The following is a 16,678-nucleotide window of genomic DNA, read 5'->3' on the forward strand; positions in this document are numbered from 1 at the left end:
TGTAAGACAGGCACCTGCATTGGTTGGTCGAGGGCCAGTCTGTTGCCGGGTAGCCTTAAACCCGCGACTAATAAGCCATCAACATGATCAGGACCATGGAAACGATTTATAAAAACAGCTACTATCTATTTCTGGCCATTCTGCTGATGGTCTTCGTGGGGTTTTACCGTACCTATTTCGGTCTCTTCCCCCGTTTTGAGGGCCTCTCCCTCGCGATGCATTTCCATGCGGTTATGGTGCTGCTCTGGATAGGTGTGCTGGTTGCCCAGCCTATTCTGATTCGGCGCGGGCAGTTTGCATGGCATCGGAAGCTGGGTCGGTTATCGTATGGGCTGGTTCCGCTCATGGTGCTGTCTATTGTCATTCTGATGCGTCAGGTGTTTATGCGGCCCTTTGTACCGGGTAGTTTCGATACCAATATGATCGCCATGGCTGACCTTTCTTTTTTTGGCCTAACCTACGGACTGGCCATTTATTACCGTCATAAAGTCAGTTACCACGCCCGCTACATGGTGCTGACCGCTCTGCCCTTTATCAACCCGGCTTTGGGGCGGCTGGGCTTGCCGGGTCCCCTGCTGGGCCTGGTGATCATGTTTGGCCTGTTGCTCTACGAGCGGTTTCATAACCGCGTTTACCAGCCTTACCTGCTGGCGATACCGGTCTACATAGGCATTTATATCTTCTTCCTGGCAGTCATTACCCGCGCCGACTGGATGCGGATCTGGTGGATGTTTTTCTGACAGTTTCGGTTCTGACGGGCAGGCTATCCGCCTTATAGTAAAATAGTTAGCCGCGGCTTGTGGTCATTACTCGGGTTTGTTCGTAAACTGCAAACTTTACCGGGTTATCTCTGCACCAATGGAAACGAATGTACGCGTCGAACAACCACCCTTTCTTGAAAAAATTGCTGAATTAGTACTGGAGCGAATGCAGTTGGACGCGGGTCAGCCACCGCTCGATTTTCAGCGAAAACACCGATGGCAGTCCAGCATAAAGGAGCTCTACTACGGGGCTGAGCCGGAACCTGAGTTCTCAACAACCCGCCAGGATAGTATCGCCCTCTACGCGCTCGTTCATCGCCTGGTAGCGATATGGGACCAGCTCGGCGTTCCTGCCACCGGACCACAGCGACTGGAGGCTCTGGATGCGTTTTTCGACGTTCTGGAAAGCGAACTGCTTGCCATGGAAAAACGCAATGCCGGTAAACGTATGCTGGTCAGAACGCGTAGTGGAACCCTGATGATCGGGGTCAGACCGCTCCTGGGAGACGTTCCGGCGGCTGACGAGCGGATTCCGCTGGATGCCGGGCGCCTTTACCGGCGGGTGCATCTGATTACCAACGGAGTCATTGATCACGAACGGGATATCATTGATGGGGCGCTGTATCCGCCCAGTATGCAGAAGCTGAACGGCACAGCGCCCGTTATCGGGCTGGCGGCTTTGTCAGGAGCCGCCAGGACCTATTTTAAAGCCACCAAACGATTGGGGAACGTAGGCATCGATACGCCCCAGATTGGTTTCCGATCGGTAGACGTAAGGCCGTCTGAGGCCTATACGGACGAGCTTCGTACCTGCATCGACTGGGCCATCGACGCCGGTGTTCATATCCTTTGTTTACCCGAGTTGTCGGTTTGTCTGAATGGGCGGCAGGTGCTGAAAGACTATCTGCTGGAGCGGGGTCAGACTGAGGGGCTGGCCAGTTTATCGGTTATTATTGCCGGCAGCTTCCATATCGACAACGGAACCGACGGATCAGGGACGGATCAGGAGCCGGTTGCCCATAACGAAGCCGCTGTCTGGCTTGTCGATCACTTTGGGGAGATTACGGAGTTTACCTATCGCAAACACGAACAGTTTAGTACGCCGGTCGATACAAAAGCCCCGCCCATACCCGGTCATGAAGCCATACAGGCCTACGCCAGCGAGCATGGGCTGCTCAACCACAAGGTCTATTACATCCGGGAGGATATCGCCAAGGATAACGGGTTGCTGCTGCTGAACCTTCCCATTGGGCTGGTCGGCGTTTTGATCTGCAAGGATTTTCTGACGCCCAGCTTCTATGCCAGATACAACGCTGTTGAGCCTGATTACCTGTTCATTGTCTCGATGAACAATAAGGGTGGTGAGTTTTTGCAGGAGTGGCGCAGAGGGGCAAAACGCTTCTCGCTCTCGGCTGGGTTTTACGTGAATGCCACGCAGGTAGTTGCTGAAACGGATGACCAGACAGAAGTGATATTCTGGGGGTTGCCCAACGACCGCGAAAACCTGAAGAAACGGAAAAGCCAGGTATACTTCCGGCAACTCGACCAAACCGATAACCACCGGCAGGTGCTACCGCCTTCCGGTTTGGTACCCGTACAGCTCGATCTGAAGCCATTTTACTACAACACAGCCCCTTTCAACCTGATTTGAGTACTGACCGTTCAATAACTTAAACCTTATTGTCAAACGAAAATCAAATGAAAATAAACTCTGGCAAAACATTTGCTCTACTTTTGCGTGATTAATCCAGCCAGCATCCAATAGAACGAAACATATGACGCAACCGACAGCCAATGCGCTTCATGAGTCCATGTTACTGATGAAGCACACGCCGTCTGATATTGGGCGCGTTACAAACGCCCTATTCAAAGCCGACGACCGTGATCTGAAAGCCCTGCCCAGAGAGGCTTATCAGCATTATTTCGATGAAATTGGTATAGCACTGCTGAACTGGACGGCCCGGGGGCAATCGACCCAGGTGAACCATGTTTTGCAGACGCTGTCGCAGAGCCTGTTCCGCGAACCCGACATGAAACGTCTGCCCGACATGACTATAAAGCAACGGGTTGGCTTACAACTGCGGGTGCTCTGTGCCCAGATGACGCTGTACCTTCAGGCCCAGACTACCGGGAGTTATAACGCCATGCTGCTCGGATCCCGGAATGAGGTGTGCCGAACGGTACTGCGCGTGCTGTACGAGTCAATAGCCTATGGCGGATTCGGCTACGTGGCCTACGATTACCAGACCGTATGGCACGAAGTAAACCGGTTGCTGCCCGATGGGAAATCCACAACCGATAAAAATATTCATCATCACCTGCGCGAACTGGTCAAAAAAGGACTGGCCGTGGTTGACCAGTCGGGTGGCTCGGTACGCTACCGAATCTCCGAACGAGGGCTGGTAGAGGCCCGCTTTCATTTTGAGGGAGGAGAGCCAACCCCTCCTGAGCCGCGCCTGGCCGAAAAAACGAAGCTTGTTATCCGCATCGCCGAGCAGGACTACTCGATGGCCGAACTGGGTCGCCTGATCGAGAACCAGGGCGTAAAGATTCTCAGAAGCCATTTTGAACAAACCGATCGCGGTTTGTCACGATTGACGGTTGAACTCAATGACGCTGACGTTAACCGGGTCGTAAGGGTTCTTGAGCGGTTTGGTTATCAGATCGAGTCGGTAATGGGAGAAGGGGTGATCGGGCCGGTTGGCGTGGCCAAAGACGCCATGCTACCCGAATCTGCCCCGCGCTGGTTCGGACAGTAGCCTTCCGAGAGCCCGGCGCTTCGGTTTATGGGATGGCTCGGATAAACTATGAACCAACTCGTATAGTGGCTCGGCTGTTTCTTGATACATTTACCGTATCAATGTATAGCCCTCCTTTTCATGCGAACGCTTTTTCTGCTCATCGTTGCCGGCCTGTCGGTAGCCGTTGCTCAACCCCAGACCGGCGAGGTTCATATTGCTGTCGAAACCCGAAAAACGGCCCTCGTTATCCGGGTCGATAAAGAGCAAAACCCAACCATCGTGCATCTGGGTCAGCGGCTGAGCCGACCCGACGAGTACGCCCGGATACCGAACAACGGCAAACGGGGCGAAGACTATACCGGCATCTATAACTCCGCTTATACCCCCGCCGGTAGCCGCAACCTGCTCGAACCCGCCATTCAGGTGACCCACGCCGACGGCAACCCCTCGCTCGATCTGCGCTACCTGCGCCACGAAACCAAACCGGCCGGCGACGGCATTGTGCTGACCACCGTATTCCTGAAAGATCCGCAGTACCCGTTCGAGGTGACGCTCTATTTCAAAGCGTACCAGAACGAAGACGTAATTGAACAGTGGTCCAGCATCCGGCATACGGAAAAGAAAAGCGTAACGCTGCACAAATACGCGTCGGCCAACCTGTACATACCCGCTCAGCACTATTACCTGACCCATTTCCACGGCGACTGGGCCAACGAGATGAACCCGTCTGAGGTGCCGCTGACCGAAGGCATCAAAGTGCTGGATACCAAGCTGGGCACCCGGGCCGATCTGTTTCAGCCGCCGTCGTTTCTGCTTTCGATGAACGAGCCGGCGCAGGAGGAGCAGGGCGAGGTGCTGGCCGGTACGCTGGCCTGGTCGGGTAACTACCAGCTGGCGTTCGAGGTCGACCCGCTGCATAACCTGCGCCTGACGGCCGGTATCAACCCCTACGCGTCGGCCTATACGCTGGCCCCCGGGCGGGAGTTCACGACACCCGCTTTTCTGTTCACCTACTCAACCACGGGCAAAGGAACCGCCAGCCGGAACCTGCACCGATGGGCCCGCAAACACCGCATTCCGCAGGGCGAAGGCAACCGGCTGACGCTCCTCAACAACTGGGAGGCTACCTATTTCGACTTCAACGAAGAGAAACTAACGGCCCTCTTCAAAGACGGCAAACGGCTGGGCGTCGATCTGTTTCTGCTCGACGATGGCTGGTTCGGCAACAAATACCCCCGTAACGACGACCGCGCGGGCCTGGGTGACTGGCAGGAGAACGTTAAAAAACTGCCGCATGGGCTGGGTCATCTGGTCAAAGAAGCCGAGAGCGCCGGGGTGAAATTCGGTATCTGGCTGGAGCCGGAAATGGTGAACCCCAAGAGTGAACTCTACGAAAAACATCCCGACTGGGTGCTGAAACTGCCCAACCGCCAGGAATACTACTTCCGGAACCAGCTCGTGCTGGACCTGACTAACCCCAAGGTGCAGGAGTTCGTGTACGGTGTCGTTGACGAGGTGATGACGAAGAACCCGACGCTGAGCTATATCAAGTGGGACTGCAACGCCGTCATCTACAACGCCTTTTCAGCCACCAACCCCAACCCGTCGCATCTGTACGTCGAATACGTACAGGGCTTATATAAGGTAATGGAGCGGCTTCGGACCAAATACCCGAAGCTACCCATGATGCTCTGCTCGGGCGGGGGCGGCCGGGTCGACTACGGGGCACTGAAGTACTTTACCGAGTTCTGGCCCAGCGACAATACCGACGGGCTGGAGCGGGTCTTCATCCAGTGGAACTACTCGTACTTTTTTCCGGCCATCGCCACCTGCAATCACGTAACGGACTGGGGTAAACAGCCGATCAAGTTCCGCACCGACGTAGCCATGATGGGCAAACTGGGCTATGACATTGTGGTGAGCAAGCTGGATGCGAATGAATTGCAGTTTAGTCAGGAAGCGCTCAAAACCTACGAACGCATCAAAAACGTGATCTGGCAGGGCGATCAGTACCGGCTGGCGTCGCCCTACGCGGGCGATGTGGCCTCGCTGGTGTACGTAGCCGAAGCCCGCGACCGGGCGGTCTGGTTCTCCTACCTGACCAAAGACCGGTACAAAGCCGGCAGCGTGGCTCCGATTCGGCTCCAGGGCCTCGACCCAGCCCGGAACTATACGGTTCGGGAGCTGAACGTCTTCCCGGGTACCCGATCGGCCATCAACGATAAGCCCGCGGTCTACTCGGGCAATTACCTGATGACGATTGGATTCAACCCGAACGTCGACAGCCGCCGAACCAGCGTCGTGCTGGAGCTGGCCGAAGCCCGGTAGCGCTACCTCATTCCCTAACCCCTTGACCGATGAAAAAGCGAACGTTTCTTAAACTATCATCTGCGCTGCTGGCCACGCCAGCGCTATCGCCACTTATGCAGTTTACAACCAGGGATAAGCTAAAAAACTGGGCCGGCAACCTGGAATACAGTACTGACCGGCTGCACCCGGCCCAATCGGTTGCGCAGGTGCAGGAGCTGGTCCGAAAATACCCGCAGTTGAAAGTGCTGGGGTCGCGCCACTGCTTCAACAACATTGCCGACAGCACGCACAATCTGGTATCGCTGGAGCCCATGAGCGAGGTCGTATCGCTCGATGCCAACGCGCGGACGGTAACCGTCGATGCCGCCATGCGCTACGGCCAGCTGGCGCCCTACCTGGACCGGCAGGGGTTTGCACTGCATAACCTGGCGTCGCTGCCGCATATTTCCATCGCGGGCGCTACCGCCACGGCTACCCACGGGTCGGGCGTAAAAAACGGCAATCTCTCCACGGCGGTGGCCGGGCTGGAGTTCGTGACGGCTGCGGGCGAGGTGCGAAGCCTGTCGCGCCAGACAGACGGGGATGCCTTCCGGGCGGCCGTTGTTCACCTGGGCGGCCTCGGCGTGGTCACCAAAGTTACGCTCGACCTGCAGCCCACGTTTCAGATGCGGCAGTATGTGTTCGAGAACCTGCCCCTGGCGCAGATGGCCGACCATTTCGATACCATCATGTCGAGTGGCTACAGCGTCAGTCTCTTCACCGACTGGCAGAAAAAGCGGCTCAACGAGGTCTGGATCAAGCAACGGACCGACGAAAAAACACCGGACACCAATTTTTTCGGCGCCACGCTGGCTACGAAAAACCTGCACCCCATTGCCGAAATTTCGGCCGAGAACTGTACGGAGCAGCTGGGCGTAGTGGGGCCGTGGTACGAACGGATGCCACACTTCCGGATGGGGTTCACGCCCAGCAGCGGCAAAGAGTTACAGTCGGAGTATTTCGTGCCCCGGCGCCAGGCCGTCGATGCGATTCTGGCGGTAGAACGGCTGCGCGATGCCATTAGCCCGCACCTGCTCATTTCGGAGTTACGCACCATTGACGCCGATGATTTATGGATGAGCCCGTGTTACAAACAGCCTTCGGTAGCCATTCACTTCACCTGGAAGCAGGATTGGCCATCGGTTCGGAAGGTGCTGCCGATGATCGAGAGCGAGCTGGCTCCGTTCGGTGTCCGGCCGCACTGGGGTAAGCTGTTCTCTATAGCGCCTGCCACGCTGGCGTCGCGCTACGAAAAAATGGCTGACTTCCGCCAGATGTTGCAGCAGTACGACCCGCAGGGCAAGTTCCGCAATGCGTTCCTGACCCAGAACATCTACGGCGCATAACGATGCTGCCTGGGCTGCGCCCCCTGCCACGGTATTCGTTCACCCGTCGCCGTGTCCTCACGGCGACCTGCCCGGATGGTTTGTTGCTGCCGCGGGGGTGGTCCGTGGGGACACAGACCACGGTGGGTGGGCGGGCGGATTGGAGTGACGACTGCGGGGCAACGGGTTGTGGACTATGTACTGACCGGGTGGGCCGAACGGCCTTGTCGTCGGGGTTTATCTCGAAAAATTCCTACATTTCCCGGAAACTCCGACCCGCGCGGGGTTACATCCAGACATCAACGCTTGTAGCTGTGCCTGCTGATCAACCTGAACTCCGAACCGTCGACGTGACCCGTTACGTGACGCCTTTGCGCGAAGGCGGCTCGCTGCCCGCCATTGTCGAGGCCGACGACGACTTCCTGTACGTACTGAAATTTCGTGGGGCGGGGCAGGGGGCCAAAGCCCTCATTGCCGAACTCATTGCCGGTGAACTGGCACGGCTGCTTGGCCTGCGTATCCCGGAAATCGTCTTTGCCACGCTCGACGAAGCCTTCGGGCGAACCGAACCCGACGAAGAAATACAGGACCTGCTCCGCGCCAGCGAAGGTCTCAACCTGGGGCTGCATTACCTCGCCGGTGCCATCACCTTCGACCCGCTCGTCACTACCGTCGATGCGCGGCTGGCCTCGCAGATCGTCTGGCTCGACTGTTTCATCACCAACGTTGACCGCACGGTGCGGAATACCAACATGCTCATCTGGCATAAAGAACTCTGGCTGATCGATCATGGCGCGTCGCTGTATTTCCATCATAGCGGCCAGCCCTGGGACGAGCAGGCCCGCCGGCCGTTTGCGCCCATCAAAGACCACGTGCTGCTGTCCCGCGCCACCGAGCTGGAAGCCGTCGATGCCGAATTTCGCCAGCTGCTGACGCCCGACCGCATCCGGGCTATCGTAGCCCTCGTTCCCGACGCCTGGCTTACAGACGAGTCATCGACCGAGTCGGCCGACGAACGGCGGGCGGTGTACGCCAATTTTCTGGAAACCCGGCTGACCTATTCTCAAACCTTTGTCAACGCTGCGAATGATGCCAGAAAAGCACTTGTTTGAGTATGCCGTAATCCGGGTGGTGCCCCGCGTTGAGCGCGAAGAGTTTTTGAATGTGGGCGTTATCCTGTACTGCTCGGCAAAAGGATTTCTGCAAACGCGGTATACCGTGCCCGAAGAGCGGCTCCGGGCATTTTCGGTCGAGCTGGACCTGGCCGAGATTCAGGAGCGGCTCCGAACGTTTGAACGCATCTGCGCCGGCCGGAAAGAAGGCGGACTCATCGGTCAGCTGCCAACCGCAGCCCGGTTCCGGTGGCTGGCAGCCGCCCGCAGCACCGTTGTGCAGACCTCACCCGTTCACCCCGGTTTATGCGCCAATCCCGCCGATACGCTGGCGCGCCTGTTTGCCCAGCTTGTTCTGTAACCTGACATTTACCGCCTATGCGACTATTTTTCCTGCTACTCGCTGCCTTGACCGTGCTCCGATCGACCCCCGGCTCGGGGCAGGCGCGAACCGATGCGCTGTTGACGCGCCTGTTTGCCGCTAACCCGCAGCCCGTTTTCCGGGAGGTGATCGACCATCCGGACCGGTACCGGCTCCAGATTATTTACACCCAGATCAACCGCAACAAAGCCAACGTACCGACCTTTACCAATTACTACTACCGGGTCGACAGTACGGCTTATTTCAACCCGGCCTCGACGGTAAAACTGCCGCTGGCGCTGCTCTCGCTGGAGAAGCTGAACGCGCTGAAGCGGCCTGACCTGACCAAATATACGGCCATGCAGTTCGATAGCGCCTACAGCGGCCAAACCCGCCACTGGGTCGACCCCACGGCCGAGAGCGGGTATCCGTCGGTGGCGCATCTGATCAAGAAAGCGTTGCTGGTGAGCGAAAACGACCCCTACAGCCGTATGTACGAGTTTGTGGGGCAGCAGGCCATCAACCGGTCGCTGCACGCCCGGGGCTACCTCGACACGCGCATTACGCACCGCTTTGTACGGATGACGCCCGAGCAGAACCGCCATACCAATCCGGTTCGGTTTCTGTCGGCCGACGGCAAGACCATCTATACCCAACCGGCCGCCTACAACCCCGATCCCTTCGACGCCCGCCGGATCGACACCCTCGGGAGCGGGTACATGGTGCGTGACAGCCTGGTGCGGCAGCCGTTCGATTTTACGACCCGCAACAAGCTGCCGCTCGAAACCCTCCAGCGCCTGCTTCAGTCGGTTCTGTTTCCGGCGTCGGTGCCGCAGCCGCAGCGGTTCAACCTGACCGAATCTGATTACCGCTTCCTGTACCAGTACCTGTCGCAGTATCCGGGCGAGACCAACTACCCCAAGTACGATCCGAAGCAGTACTATGACAGTTACGTCAAGTTCTTCTTCATGGATAGCCTGCACCACCAGATGCCGCCGGGCGTTCGGGTGTTCAACAAAGTAGGGTGGGCCTATGGCTTTCTGACCGACGCGTCGTACGTGGTCGATTTCACCAATAAGGTCGAGTTTATGTTGTCGGCCACGATGTATGTGAACCGCGATGGTATCCTGAACGACGACAAATACGAGTACGATACCGTTGGTAATCCGTTTCTGTACCAGCTGGGGCAGATCATCTATCGGTACGAACTGAACCGGAAACGGGCGCAAAAGCCCGATCTGAGCCGCTTTCGGGTCACCTACGAACGGCAGCAGGCCGATAGCCGACCGTTGGTGAAGGATGTTGACAACTGAGGCATCAGGCGTCGGCAAACCGGTTATCTTTGGTCAATCGGGCGTACCGTTCATCCGCGTCCGTTACGTCCATGAAGTTCCTCTACCTGTTTCTTGCTCTGTATTGTACGGCATCGATCGGCCGTAGCCAGCCCGTGGGTGCCGATAGCGCTGCCCTGCCCAAACAGCCGGTCGTCATCGTGGGCGGCAACCTGATCGACGTTGAAACCGGCAGAGTCCGCGAAAACGTCAGCGTACTGATCGAGAACGAAACAATCCGGAAAATCGGCAAAAACCTGCCCGTTCCGCCCGGCGCTACGGTTATCGATGCCAAAGGCAAATGGCTGCTGCCTGGCCTGGTCGACAGCCACATCCACCTGTTTCAGTCGGGCGGGTTGTACACCCGTCCCGATGGCATTAACCTCACCAAATACCGGCCCTACGAGACCGAACGCCAGTGGCTGCGCGACAACATGGGCGATCTGCTGCGCCGGTATCTGGCCTGTGGCATCACCACCGTTATCGACATCGGCGGACCGCTCTACCAGTATCCGTACCGCGACCGTTTTAATAAACAATATACCAGCCCGACCATTCTGCTGACGGGGCCACTCGTGTCCACCTATCAGCCCCCCGCCTTCAACATCGAGGATTCGCCGATTCTGAAGGCCAGCACCCCCGAAGAGGCCCGCGAGCTGGTTCGGAAGCAACTGCCCTACAAACCCGACTTCATCAAAATCTGGTTTCTGATCCGGGGTGTGGGTAAACCGGGCGAAGAACTGATTCCGGTGGTGCAGGCCGCCATCGACGAAACCCATAAACACGGGCTGAAGCTCGCCATCCATACGCAGGAGCTGCTGGCCGCCAAGCTGGGGGTAAAATACGGGGCCGATTTTCTGGTACATAGCCCCGAAGACGGCATCATGGACGATGAGCTGATCGGGCTGATGAAGAAAAACAACGTCAGCTTCGGCCCAACCATGGTGGTGAACCGGGGAAGCAGCCGATTCCTGGCCGACGACAAAACGCCCACGGCCTACGAGTTTGCCCAGGCAAATCCCTACGTGCTGGGTACCCTGACCGATTTTCGGCATATTCCCGAACCCGACATGCGCCAGCGCTACGGTACGTTTTTCAACGGCCCTGCCTACAAAGCGCGGCTGGCCCGGATCGACTCGATCAAGCGCATCAACCTGAAAAACGTACAGGCCGCCGGACTGAACGTCGTGGTCGGCACCGACGCCGGAAACCCCGGTACCTTTCACGGCACCTCGTTTATCGACGAACTCAACGCCATGCAGGCCGCGGGTCTGTCGAACGCCGAGCTGCTGAAAGCGGCCACCATCAACGGAGCCCGTGTTCTGGGGAAAGAGGCCCTGTTTGGCAGTCTTGTCGAAGGCAAACAGGCCAGCCTGCTGATCCTGACGCAAAACCCGCTGGAGCGCATCGACGCCGTTCGGAGTATCGAAACCGTGATCAACCGCGGGTACGTGACCACGCCCGCGCGGCTCCTGCCCGACTCGCCCGCCGATCTGGCCCAGCGGCAGCTCAACGCCTACAACGCCCGCAACATCGACGCCTTTCTGGAGCCCTATGCCGACGATGTTGAACTCTATGACCTGCCCGACAAACTGATCGGAAAAGGGAAAGAGGCCATGCGTAAGCAATACAGCGGCATGTTTGAGCGGGTGAAGCTGCTGCACTGCGAGCTGGTGAACCGGATCGTGGTCGGCAACACCGTCATCGATCACGAGCGGGTAACGTTCGCGGCCGACAAACCGCCGGTTCAGGCGGTGGCGATTTACAAAATAGAAAACGGAAAGATCCAAAAAGTGTATTTCACCCGCTAGCGGTCAACCCGGCCCGGTTCGTCATGCTCATCGTATGACCGGACCGAGGCCCCGTAACCTCCGGTCGGATTATCCGTCCGGGCCGGTTGGTCAGTAGGCTTTCAGGCTCAGATCGAGGCTGTTGACCTGGTGGGTCAGTGCGCCCGACGAAATAAAATCGACGCCGGTTTCGGCATAGGCCCGCAGGTTGGTTTCGTCGATACCGCCCGAAGCTTCGGTGACGAACCGGCCGTTGATGAGCCGGACCATATCCCGGATCCCGTCGGGCTGGAAATTGTCGAGCAAAATTACATCGACCTGGCCCACGCGCAGCACTTCCTCGACTTCGGCCCGGTTGCGGGTTTCGATCTCGATGCGCAGCTGCCGGCCGGTTTCCTGCAGGTAGGCTACGGCTTTTAGGATGGCCGCTTCGATACCCCCCGCAAAATCGACGTGGTTGTCTTTGATCAGAATCATGTCATACAACCCGAACCGGTGGTTGACGGCTCCGCCGATGCGGGTCGCCATTTTCTCGCAGATGCGGAAGTTGGGGGTTGTTTTGCGGGTGTCGAGCAGCTTGGCGCGGGTGCCGTCGAGGAGGTTGACCAGCTGGCGCGTATGGGTAGCAATACCGCTCATGCGCTGCATGCAGTTGAGAACCAGCCGCTCGGCTGTCAGAATCCGGCGGGCATTGCCGCTGACGGTCAGTACGATATCGCCGGGCTTGATGGCGTCGCCGTCGCGCATCAGTACCTCTACCTCAAAGCTGGGGTCTACTTCGGTAAAAATGGCCTGGGCCACCTCAACGCCGGCCAGAATACCGGCTTCTTTCACCAGCAGACGCGCCCGTTTCTGCGCATCGGCCGGTATAGTCGATAAGGAAGTATGGTCGCCATCGCCAACATCTTCGGCCAGGGCCAACCGGATAAACTCGGTTAAATTCATAGACGCAAGTTAGCGGTTTTGTTTTTCAGCGAAACAGGAATCTGATCAGCCGCCCCGGCTGCCGGTTGAGAGGGCTGCCACCGACCGCCGGTTGTTCGGATCAAAGCGCTGAAAATAGCACTTGCACATGTCCGGAAATGGTACGAAATTTGTCTTCCCCATAGGAAAATTATGAAGCAACCGCGCGTCATTCAACGTCTTTCGAGCCTTACGCTGGCTGTCCTGCTGCTGTTTACGGCGGTATGGGGGCCGGGCGGTCTGGCGCAGAAACAGGCGTTGCAGGCGGGTAAGGCCCGGGCCGCGGCAGAGCCAGGCCGTTCGGGGAAAGCGACCGATGCCAGCCAGCACGAAGCTCAGCTCAGCGCGGCCGGTTTTGAAGCGGTAGCCGCTCCGGCTATCACGATTGACGGTGGCAGCCAGACGGTATTTCTGCTGCCCGCGCCCACGCTGCTGATTCTGCTGCTGCTGAGCGTTCCGCTGCTGCGCTATTTTACGATTCCGCATTATTACTTCTCGTATTTCAGGCACGTCTTTGGCCACGCCATCGCGCCGAATGCTCCCTAACGAGTTTATTCCTGTTTCGTTGGTCGGCTGACCGTGTTCAGCGACCGCGCTACGCTATTGGCCGCAACACCGGCATGGGTCGTTGTGGTCTGCGCCCCGGGCGCCCCTCCGTTTTTTCTCGTACCCCTAGTTTATTCAGTCAAACAACACGGGCCTGATGCCTGTGGCTATCAATGCAAAACAAAACCGGAATACTCATTCTGACGGGCGTAATTACACTGATCTGTATTTACTTCCTGTCGTTTACGTTTGTCTCGCGCAGCATCAAGGCCGATGCGGAGGCTTACGCTACCAATAAGCAGGGCCAGGTCGATGCTGCCAAAAAGCAGCGGTATCTGGATTCGCTCTGGAAAGAGCCCGTCTTCCTGGGCAGCACGCTTCAGGAAGTAACCGAGCGGGAGCTGGGTCTGGGCCTTGACCTGCAGGGCGGTATGCACGTCGTGCTGGAAGTATCGCCCGCCGATGTGCTGCGGAGCCTGTCGGGTAACAACCGCGATCCGAAATTCGCTCAGGCGCTGAAGCAGGCTACCGAAGACAAAAAGTCGAGCGGAAGCAGCTACGTCGATCTGTTCGTGAGCAACTACAAGAAGCTCGCGCCCGATTCCAAACTGTCGAGCCTGTTTGCGACCAGCGCCAACCGCAGCAAAATCAACTATCAGTCGACCGACACCGAAGTTCGGAAGCTGCTGAACGAAGAGGTTGAAGGCGCCATCACCCGCGCCTACCAGGTAATCCAGGCCCGTGTCGACAAGTTTGGCGTAGCGAACCCGAACATCCAGCGCCTGCCGGGTTCGGGCCGTATCCAGATCGAGCTGCCGGGTGTCGAAAACCCCGAGCGTATCCGTCGCCTGCTAACCGGCGCGGCCAAGCTGGAGTTCACCGAAGTATACCGCCTGAACGAACTGGCCCCGGCTCTCGAAGGCATGGGTGCTTACCTGCTGCGCGAAGAAACAGCCCGCAAAGCGGCTCTGAAAACGGGTGCTGCCACGGCGCCGGCCGCTGGTACGGCCGCTAAAGGCACCAGCCTGGAGTCGCAGCTGGCGCAGGGTGCTAAAGATTCGACCGGCAAAGCCGCTACCGATACGGCCGCTGCTGCTGCCCAAAGCACTGCCCTGACGCAGTTGTTCCTGCCCGTTGGTCAGGATCAGCTGGGTGTTTACCTGAAAGATACGGCCCGGGCCAATGCCGTGCTGAATGCCCCCGAAGTACGCAGCCTGTTCCCCGCCGATGTTTTCTTCGCCTGGGACCGCAAATCGTTCGCTACCACCGACGGCAAAGAGATTCTGCCGATTTTCTTCCTGAAGAAACCCGGTGGCCGCGCTCCGCTGGAGGGTGACGTCATTACCGACGCCACGAACGACTACGACGACCGGGGCCGCCCCGAGGTGACCATGAACATGAACGCCGAAGGCGCTCGTAAATGGAAGAACCTGACGGCTGCCAACATCAACCGGCCGGTAGCGATCCTGCTCGATAACCTGGTTTACACCGCGCCGAACGTACAGAACGAGATTCCAAACGGTCGTTCGAGCATTTCGGGCAACTTCACGGTAGAAGAAACCAAAGACATGGCCAACGTACTGAAGGCCGGTAAACTGCCCGCTCCTACCAACATTGTTGAAGAAAGCATTGTGGGTGCCACGCTGGGTTCAGAAGCTGTTAGCGCGGGCGTACTGTCGTCGGTAATCGGTATTCTGCTGGTGCTGGCCTTTGTGGTGTTCTACTACAACCGCGCGGGTCTGATTGCTGACCTGGCCCTGTTCGTCAACCTGTTCTTCCTGCTGGGCGTTATGGCCTCGCTGGGTGCCGTGCTGACCATGCCGGGTATTGCCGGTATCGTTCTTTCGATCGGTATGGCGGTAGATGCCAACGTACTGATCTTCGAGCGGATCAAAGAAGAGCTGGCCGAGGGGAAAGGATTCAGACTGGCCGTCAGCGACGGATTCAAGAACGCGCTCTCGTCGATCATCGACTCGAACGTAACGACCTTCCTGACAGGTATCGTTCTGTTCATCTTCGGTACGGGTCTGATTCTGGGTTTTGCCACCACGCTGATCATCGGTATTCTGACCTCGCTGTTTGCGGCTATTTTCATCACCCGCCTGATTCTGGAGTACTACATCCGGAACGGTAAAACGCTCTCGTTCAGCTCGACCCTGGCCAAAAACCTGTTCAAGGATTCGAACTTCGATTTCGTATCGCGCCGGAAACTGTACTATACCGTATCGTCGGTCATCATTGGTCTGGGTATCGTTTCGGCCATCTTCCGCGGTTTCGGCCTGGGCGTCGACTTCAAAGGGGGCCGGTCGTACGTGGTGCGGTTCGAGAAAGCCGTCAGCACCGACGATGTTCGGAACTCGCTGGAAGGTATTCTGGGGGCATCGCCCGAGGTAAAAACCTACGGCGGAACGGGTATCGGCTCGAATCAGGTAAAAATTACGACCCCGTATCTGGTTGACGATGAGACGCAGGGGGCCGACAAACGGGCCGAAGCGGCTATTTACAAAGGACTGTCCAGCATCAGCGGCAACCCCGCCCGGATCGAGAGTTCGCAGAAAGTAGGGCCAACCATCGCCTACGATATTCTGACCTCGGCCCTGTGGTCTATTCTGCTGGCGGTAGCGGTCGTATTTGTGTATATCCTGATCCGGTTCAAGCGGCTGGCCTTTGGTTACGGTGCGGTAGTGGCCATGTTCCACGACGTACTGATCATTCTGGCTATTTTCACCATGTTCAACGGCCTGCTGCCTTTCTCGCTCGATGTTGACCAGGCGTTTGTAGGCGCCTTGCTGACCATTATGGGCTACTCCATGAACGATACGGTGGTGGTGTTTGACCGGGTGCGCGAGTACCTGAACGAAAACCGGGGTAAGAAAGAAAGCATCCCGACTATCATCAACAACGCGCTGAACAGCACCCTGAGCCGTACGGCGGTAACGGGTTTCTCCACCATTCTGGTCCTGCTGGTGCTGTTTATCTTCGGGGGCGAAACCATCCGGGGCTTCTCGTTCGCCATGCTGATCGGGGTTATCGTCGGTACCTACTCGTCGCTGTTCGTGGCTACGCCGATCGTCGTTGACGCGCTGAGCCGTGACCAGGAGAAAGACGAAACCGTAACGGCCCGTCTGGAGAAGAAAACCGGCTTCGACGCTATTCCGGCCGACTTTACGGACGCGGCTCCCGCAACGCCCGAAGAGTTCTCGGCCAAGAAAGAGAAGAAGGTAAAGACTCCGCTGATCAAGCCGTCGCAGAAATAAACGCGAACGAGTGAATGCGTGAACGGGCGAAAAAGAAGGGAATACGGCTACTCTTTCGCTCATTCACGCATTCACTCGTTATATTTTGTATCTTAGCGACTATCGTACCCAATATTATTTCCCTAAAATACCTAATCACCAA

The 16,678-nt window shown here is 57.5% G+C and carries 12 protein-coding genes; 11 read left to right on the forward strand and 1 reads right to left on the reverse strand.

Annotated features, from left to right (window positions below):
• The first annotated feature begins 95 nt into the window (after window positions 1-95).
• The 9 genes from EQG79_RS22740 (at window position 96) to EQG79_RS22780 (ending at window position 11,791) form a co-directional block, all read left to right on the forward strand.
• Window positions 96-740, forward strand: coding sequence for a hypothetical protein (locus EQG79_RS22740; protein ID WP_077922332.1), 645 nt, complete (start codon window positions 96-98; stop codon window positions 738-740).
• A gap of 118 nt (window positions 741-858) precedes the next feature.
• Complete coding sequence (locus tag EQG79_RS22745) at window positions 859-2,412, forward strand: hypothetical protein (protein WP_077922331.1); 1,554 nt, start codon at window positions 859-861, stop codon at window positions 2,410-2,412.
• Between the two features lie 124 nt (window positions 2,413-2,536).
• Window positions 2,537-3,520: a hypothetical protein gene (locus EQG79_RS22750; protein ID WP_129604428.1), complete on the forward strand. Its 984-nt coding sequence runs from the start codon at window positions 2,537-2,539 to the stop codon at window positions 3,518-3,520.
• 120 nt (window positions 3,521-3,640) lie between these two features.
• On the forward strand, window positions 3,641-5,830 hold the full coding sequence (locus EQG79_RS22755) for an alpha-galactosidase (RefSeq protein ID WP_129604433.1): 2,190 nt from the start codon (window positions 3,641-3,643) through the stop codon (window positions 5,828-5,830).
• A 29-nt stretch (window positions 5,831-5,859) separates the two neighbouring features.
• The gene (locus EQG79_RS22760) at window positions 5,860-7,197 is read left to right on the forward strand and encodes a D-arabinono-1,4-lactone oxidase (RefSeq protein ID WP_129604438.1); all 1,338 of its coding nucleotides are present in this window, start codon (window positions 5,860-5,862) and stop codon (window positions 7,195-7,197) included.
• Between the two features lie 293 nt (window positions 7,198-7,490).
• A complete protein-coding gene (locus EQG79_RS22765) occupies window positions 7,491-8,288 on the forward strand; it encodes a HipA family kinase (protein ID WP_129604443.1) in 798 nt (265 codons plus the stop codon).
• Window positions 8,266-8,649 carry a DUF3037 domain-containing protein gene (locus EQG79_RS22770; protein ID WP_077922488.1) on the forward strand — a complete coding sequence of 128 codons (384 nt, stop codon included), beginning with the start codon at window positions 8,266-8,268 and terminating at the stop codon, window positions 8,647-8,649. Before EQG79_RS22765 ends, EQG79_RS22770 begins: the two co-directional genes overlap by 23 nt.
• Window positions 8,650-8,666: 17 nt before the next feature.
• On the forward strand, window positions 8,667-9,962 hold the full coding sequence (locus EQG79_RS22775) for a serine hydrolase (RefSeq protein WP_129604450.1): 1,296 nt from the start codon (window positions 8,667-8,669) through the stop codon (window positions 9,960-9,962).
• 71 nt (window positions 9,963-10,033) lie between these two features.
• On the forward strand, window positions 10,034-11,791 hold the full coding sequence (locus tag EQG79_RS22780) for an amidohydrolase family protein (protein ID WP_129604453.1): 1,758 nt from the start codon (window positions 10,034-10,036) through the stop codon (window positions 11,789-11,791).
• Window positions 11,792-11,881: 90 nt separating this feature from the next.
• On the opposite strand, the gene nadC is transcribed toward EQG79_RS22780, so the two are convergent.
• On the reverse strand, window positions 11,882-12,715 hold the full coding sequence (gene nadC / locus EQG79_RS22785) for a carboxylating nicotinate-nucleotide diphosphorylase (protein ID WP_129604455.1): 834 nt from the start codon (window positions 12,713-12,715) through the stop codon (window positions 11,882-11,884).
• Between the two features lie 171 nt (window positions 12,716-12,886).
• Here nadC and EQG79_RS22790 point away from each other — a divergent pair, with 171 nt between their 5' ends.
• Both EQG79_RS22790 and secDF read left to right on the forward strand, forming a co-directional pair.
• On the forward strand, window positions 12,887-13,279 hold the full coding sequence (locus EQG79_RS22790) for a hypothetical protein (protein WP_077922324.1): 393 nt from the start codon (window positions 12,887-12,889) through the stop codon (window positions 13,277-13,279).
• A 173-nt stretch (window positions 13,280-13,452) separates the two neighbouring features.
• Window positions 13,453-16,536 carry a protein translocase subunit SecDF gene (gene secDF / locus EQG79_RS22795; RefSeq protein ID WP_129604458.1) on the forward strand — a complete coding sequence of 1,028 codons (3,084 nt, stop codon included), beginning with the start codon at window positions 13,453-13,455 and terminating at the stop codon, window positions 16,534-16,536.
• The last annotated feature ends 142 nt before the right edge of the window (window positions 16,537-16,678 follow it).

The sequence above is a fragment of the Spirosoma sordidisoli genome, from assembly GCF_004138325.1.
Taxonomy (GTDB): Bacteria; Bacteroidota; Bacteroidia; order Cytophagales; family Spirosomataceae; genus Spirosoma; species Spirosoma sordidisoli.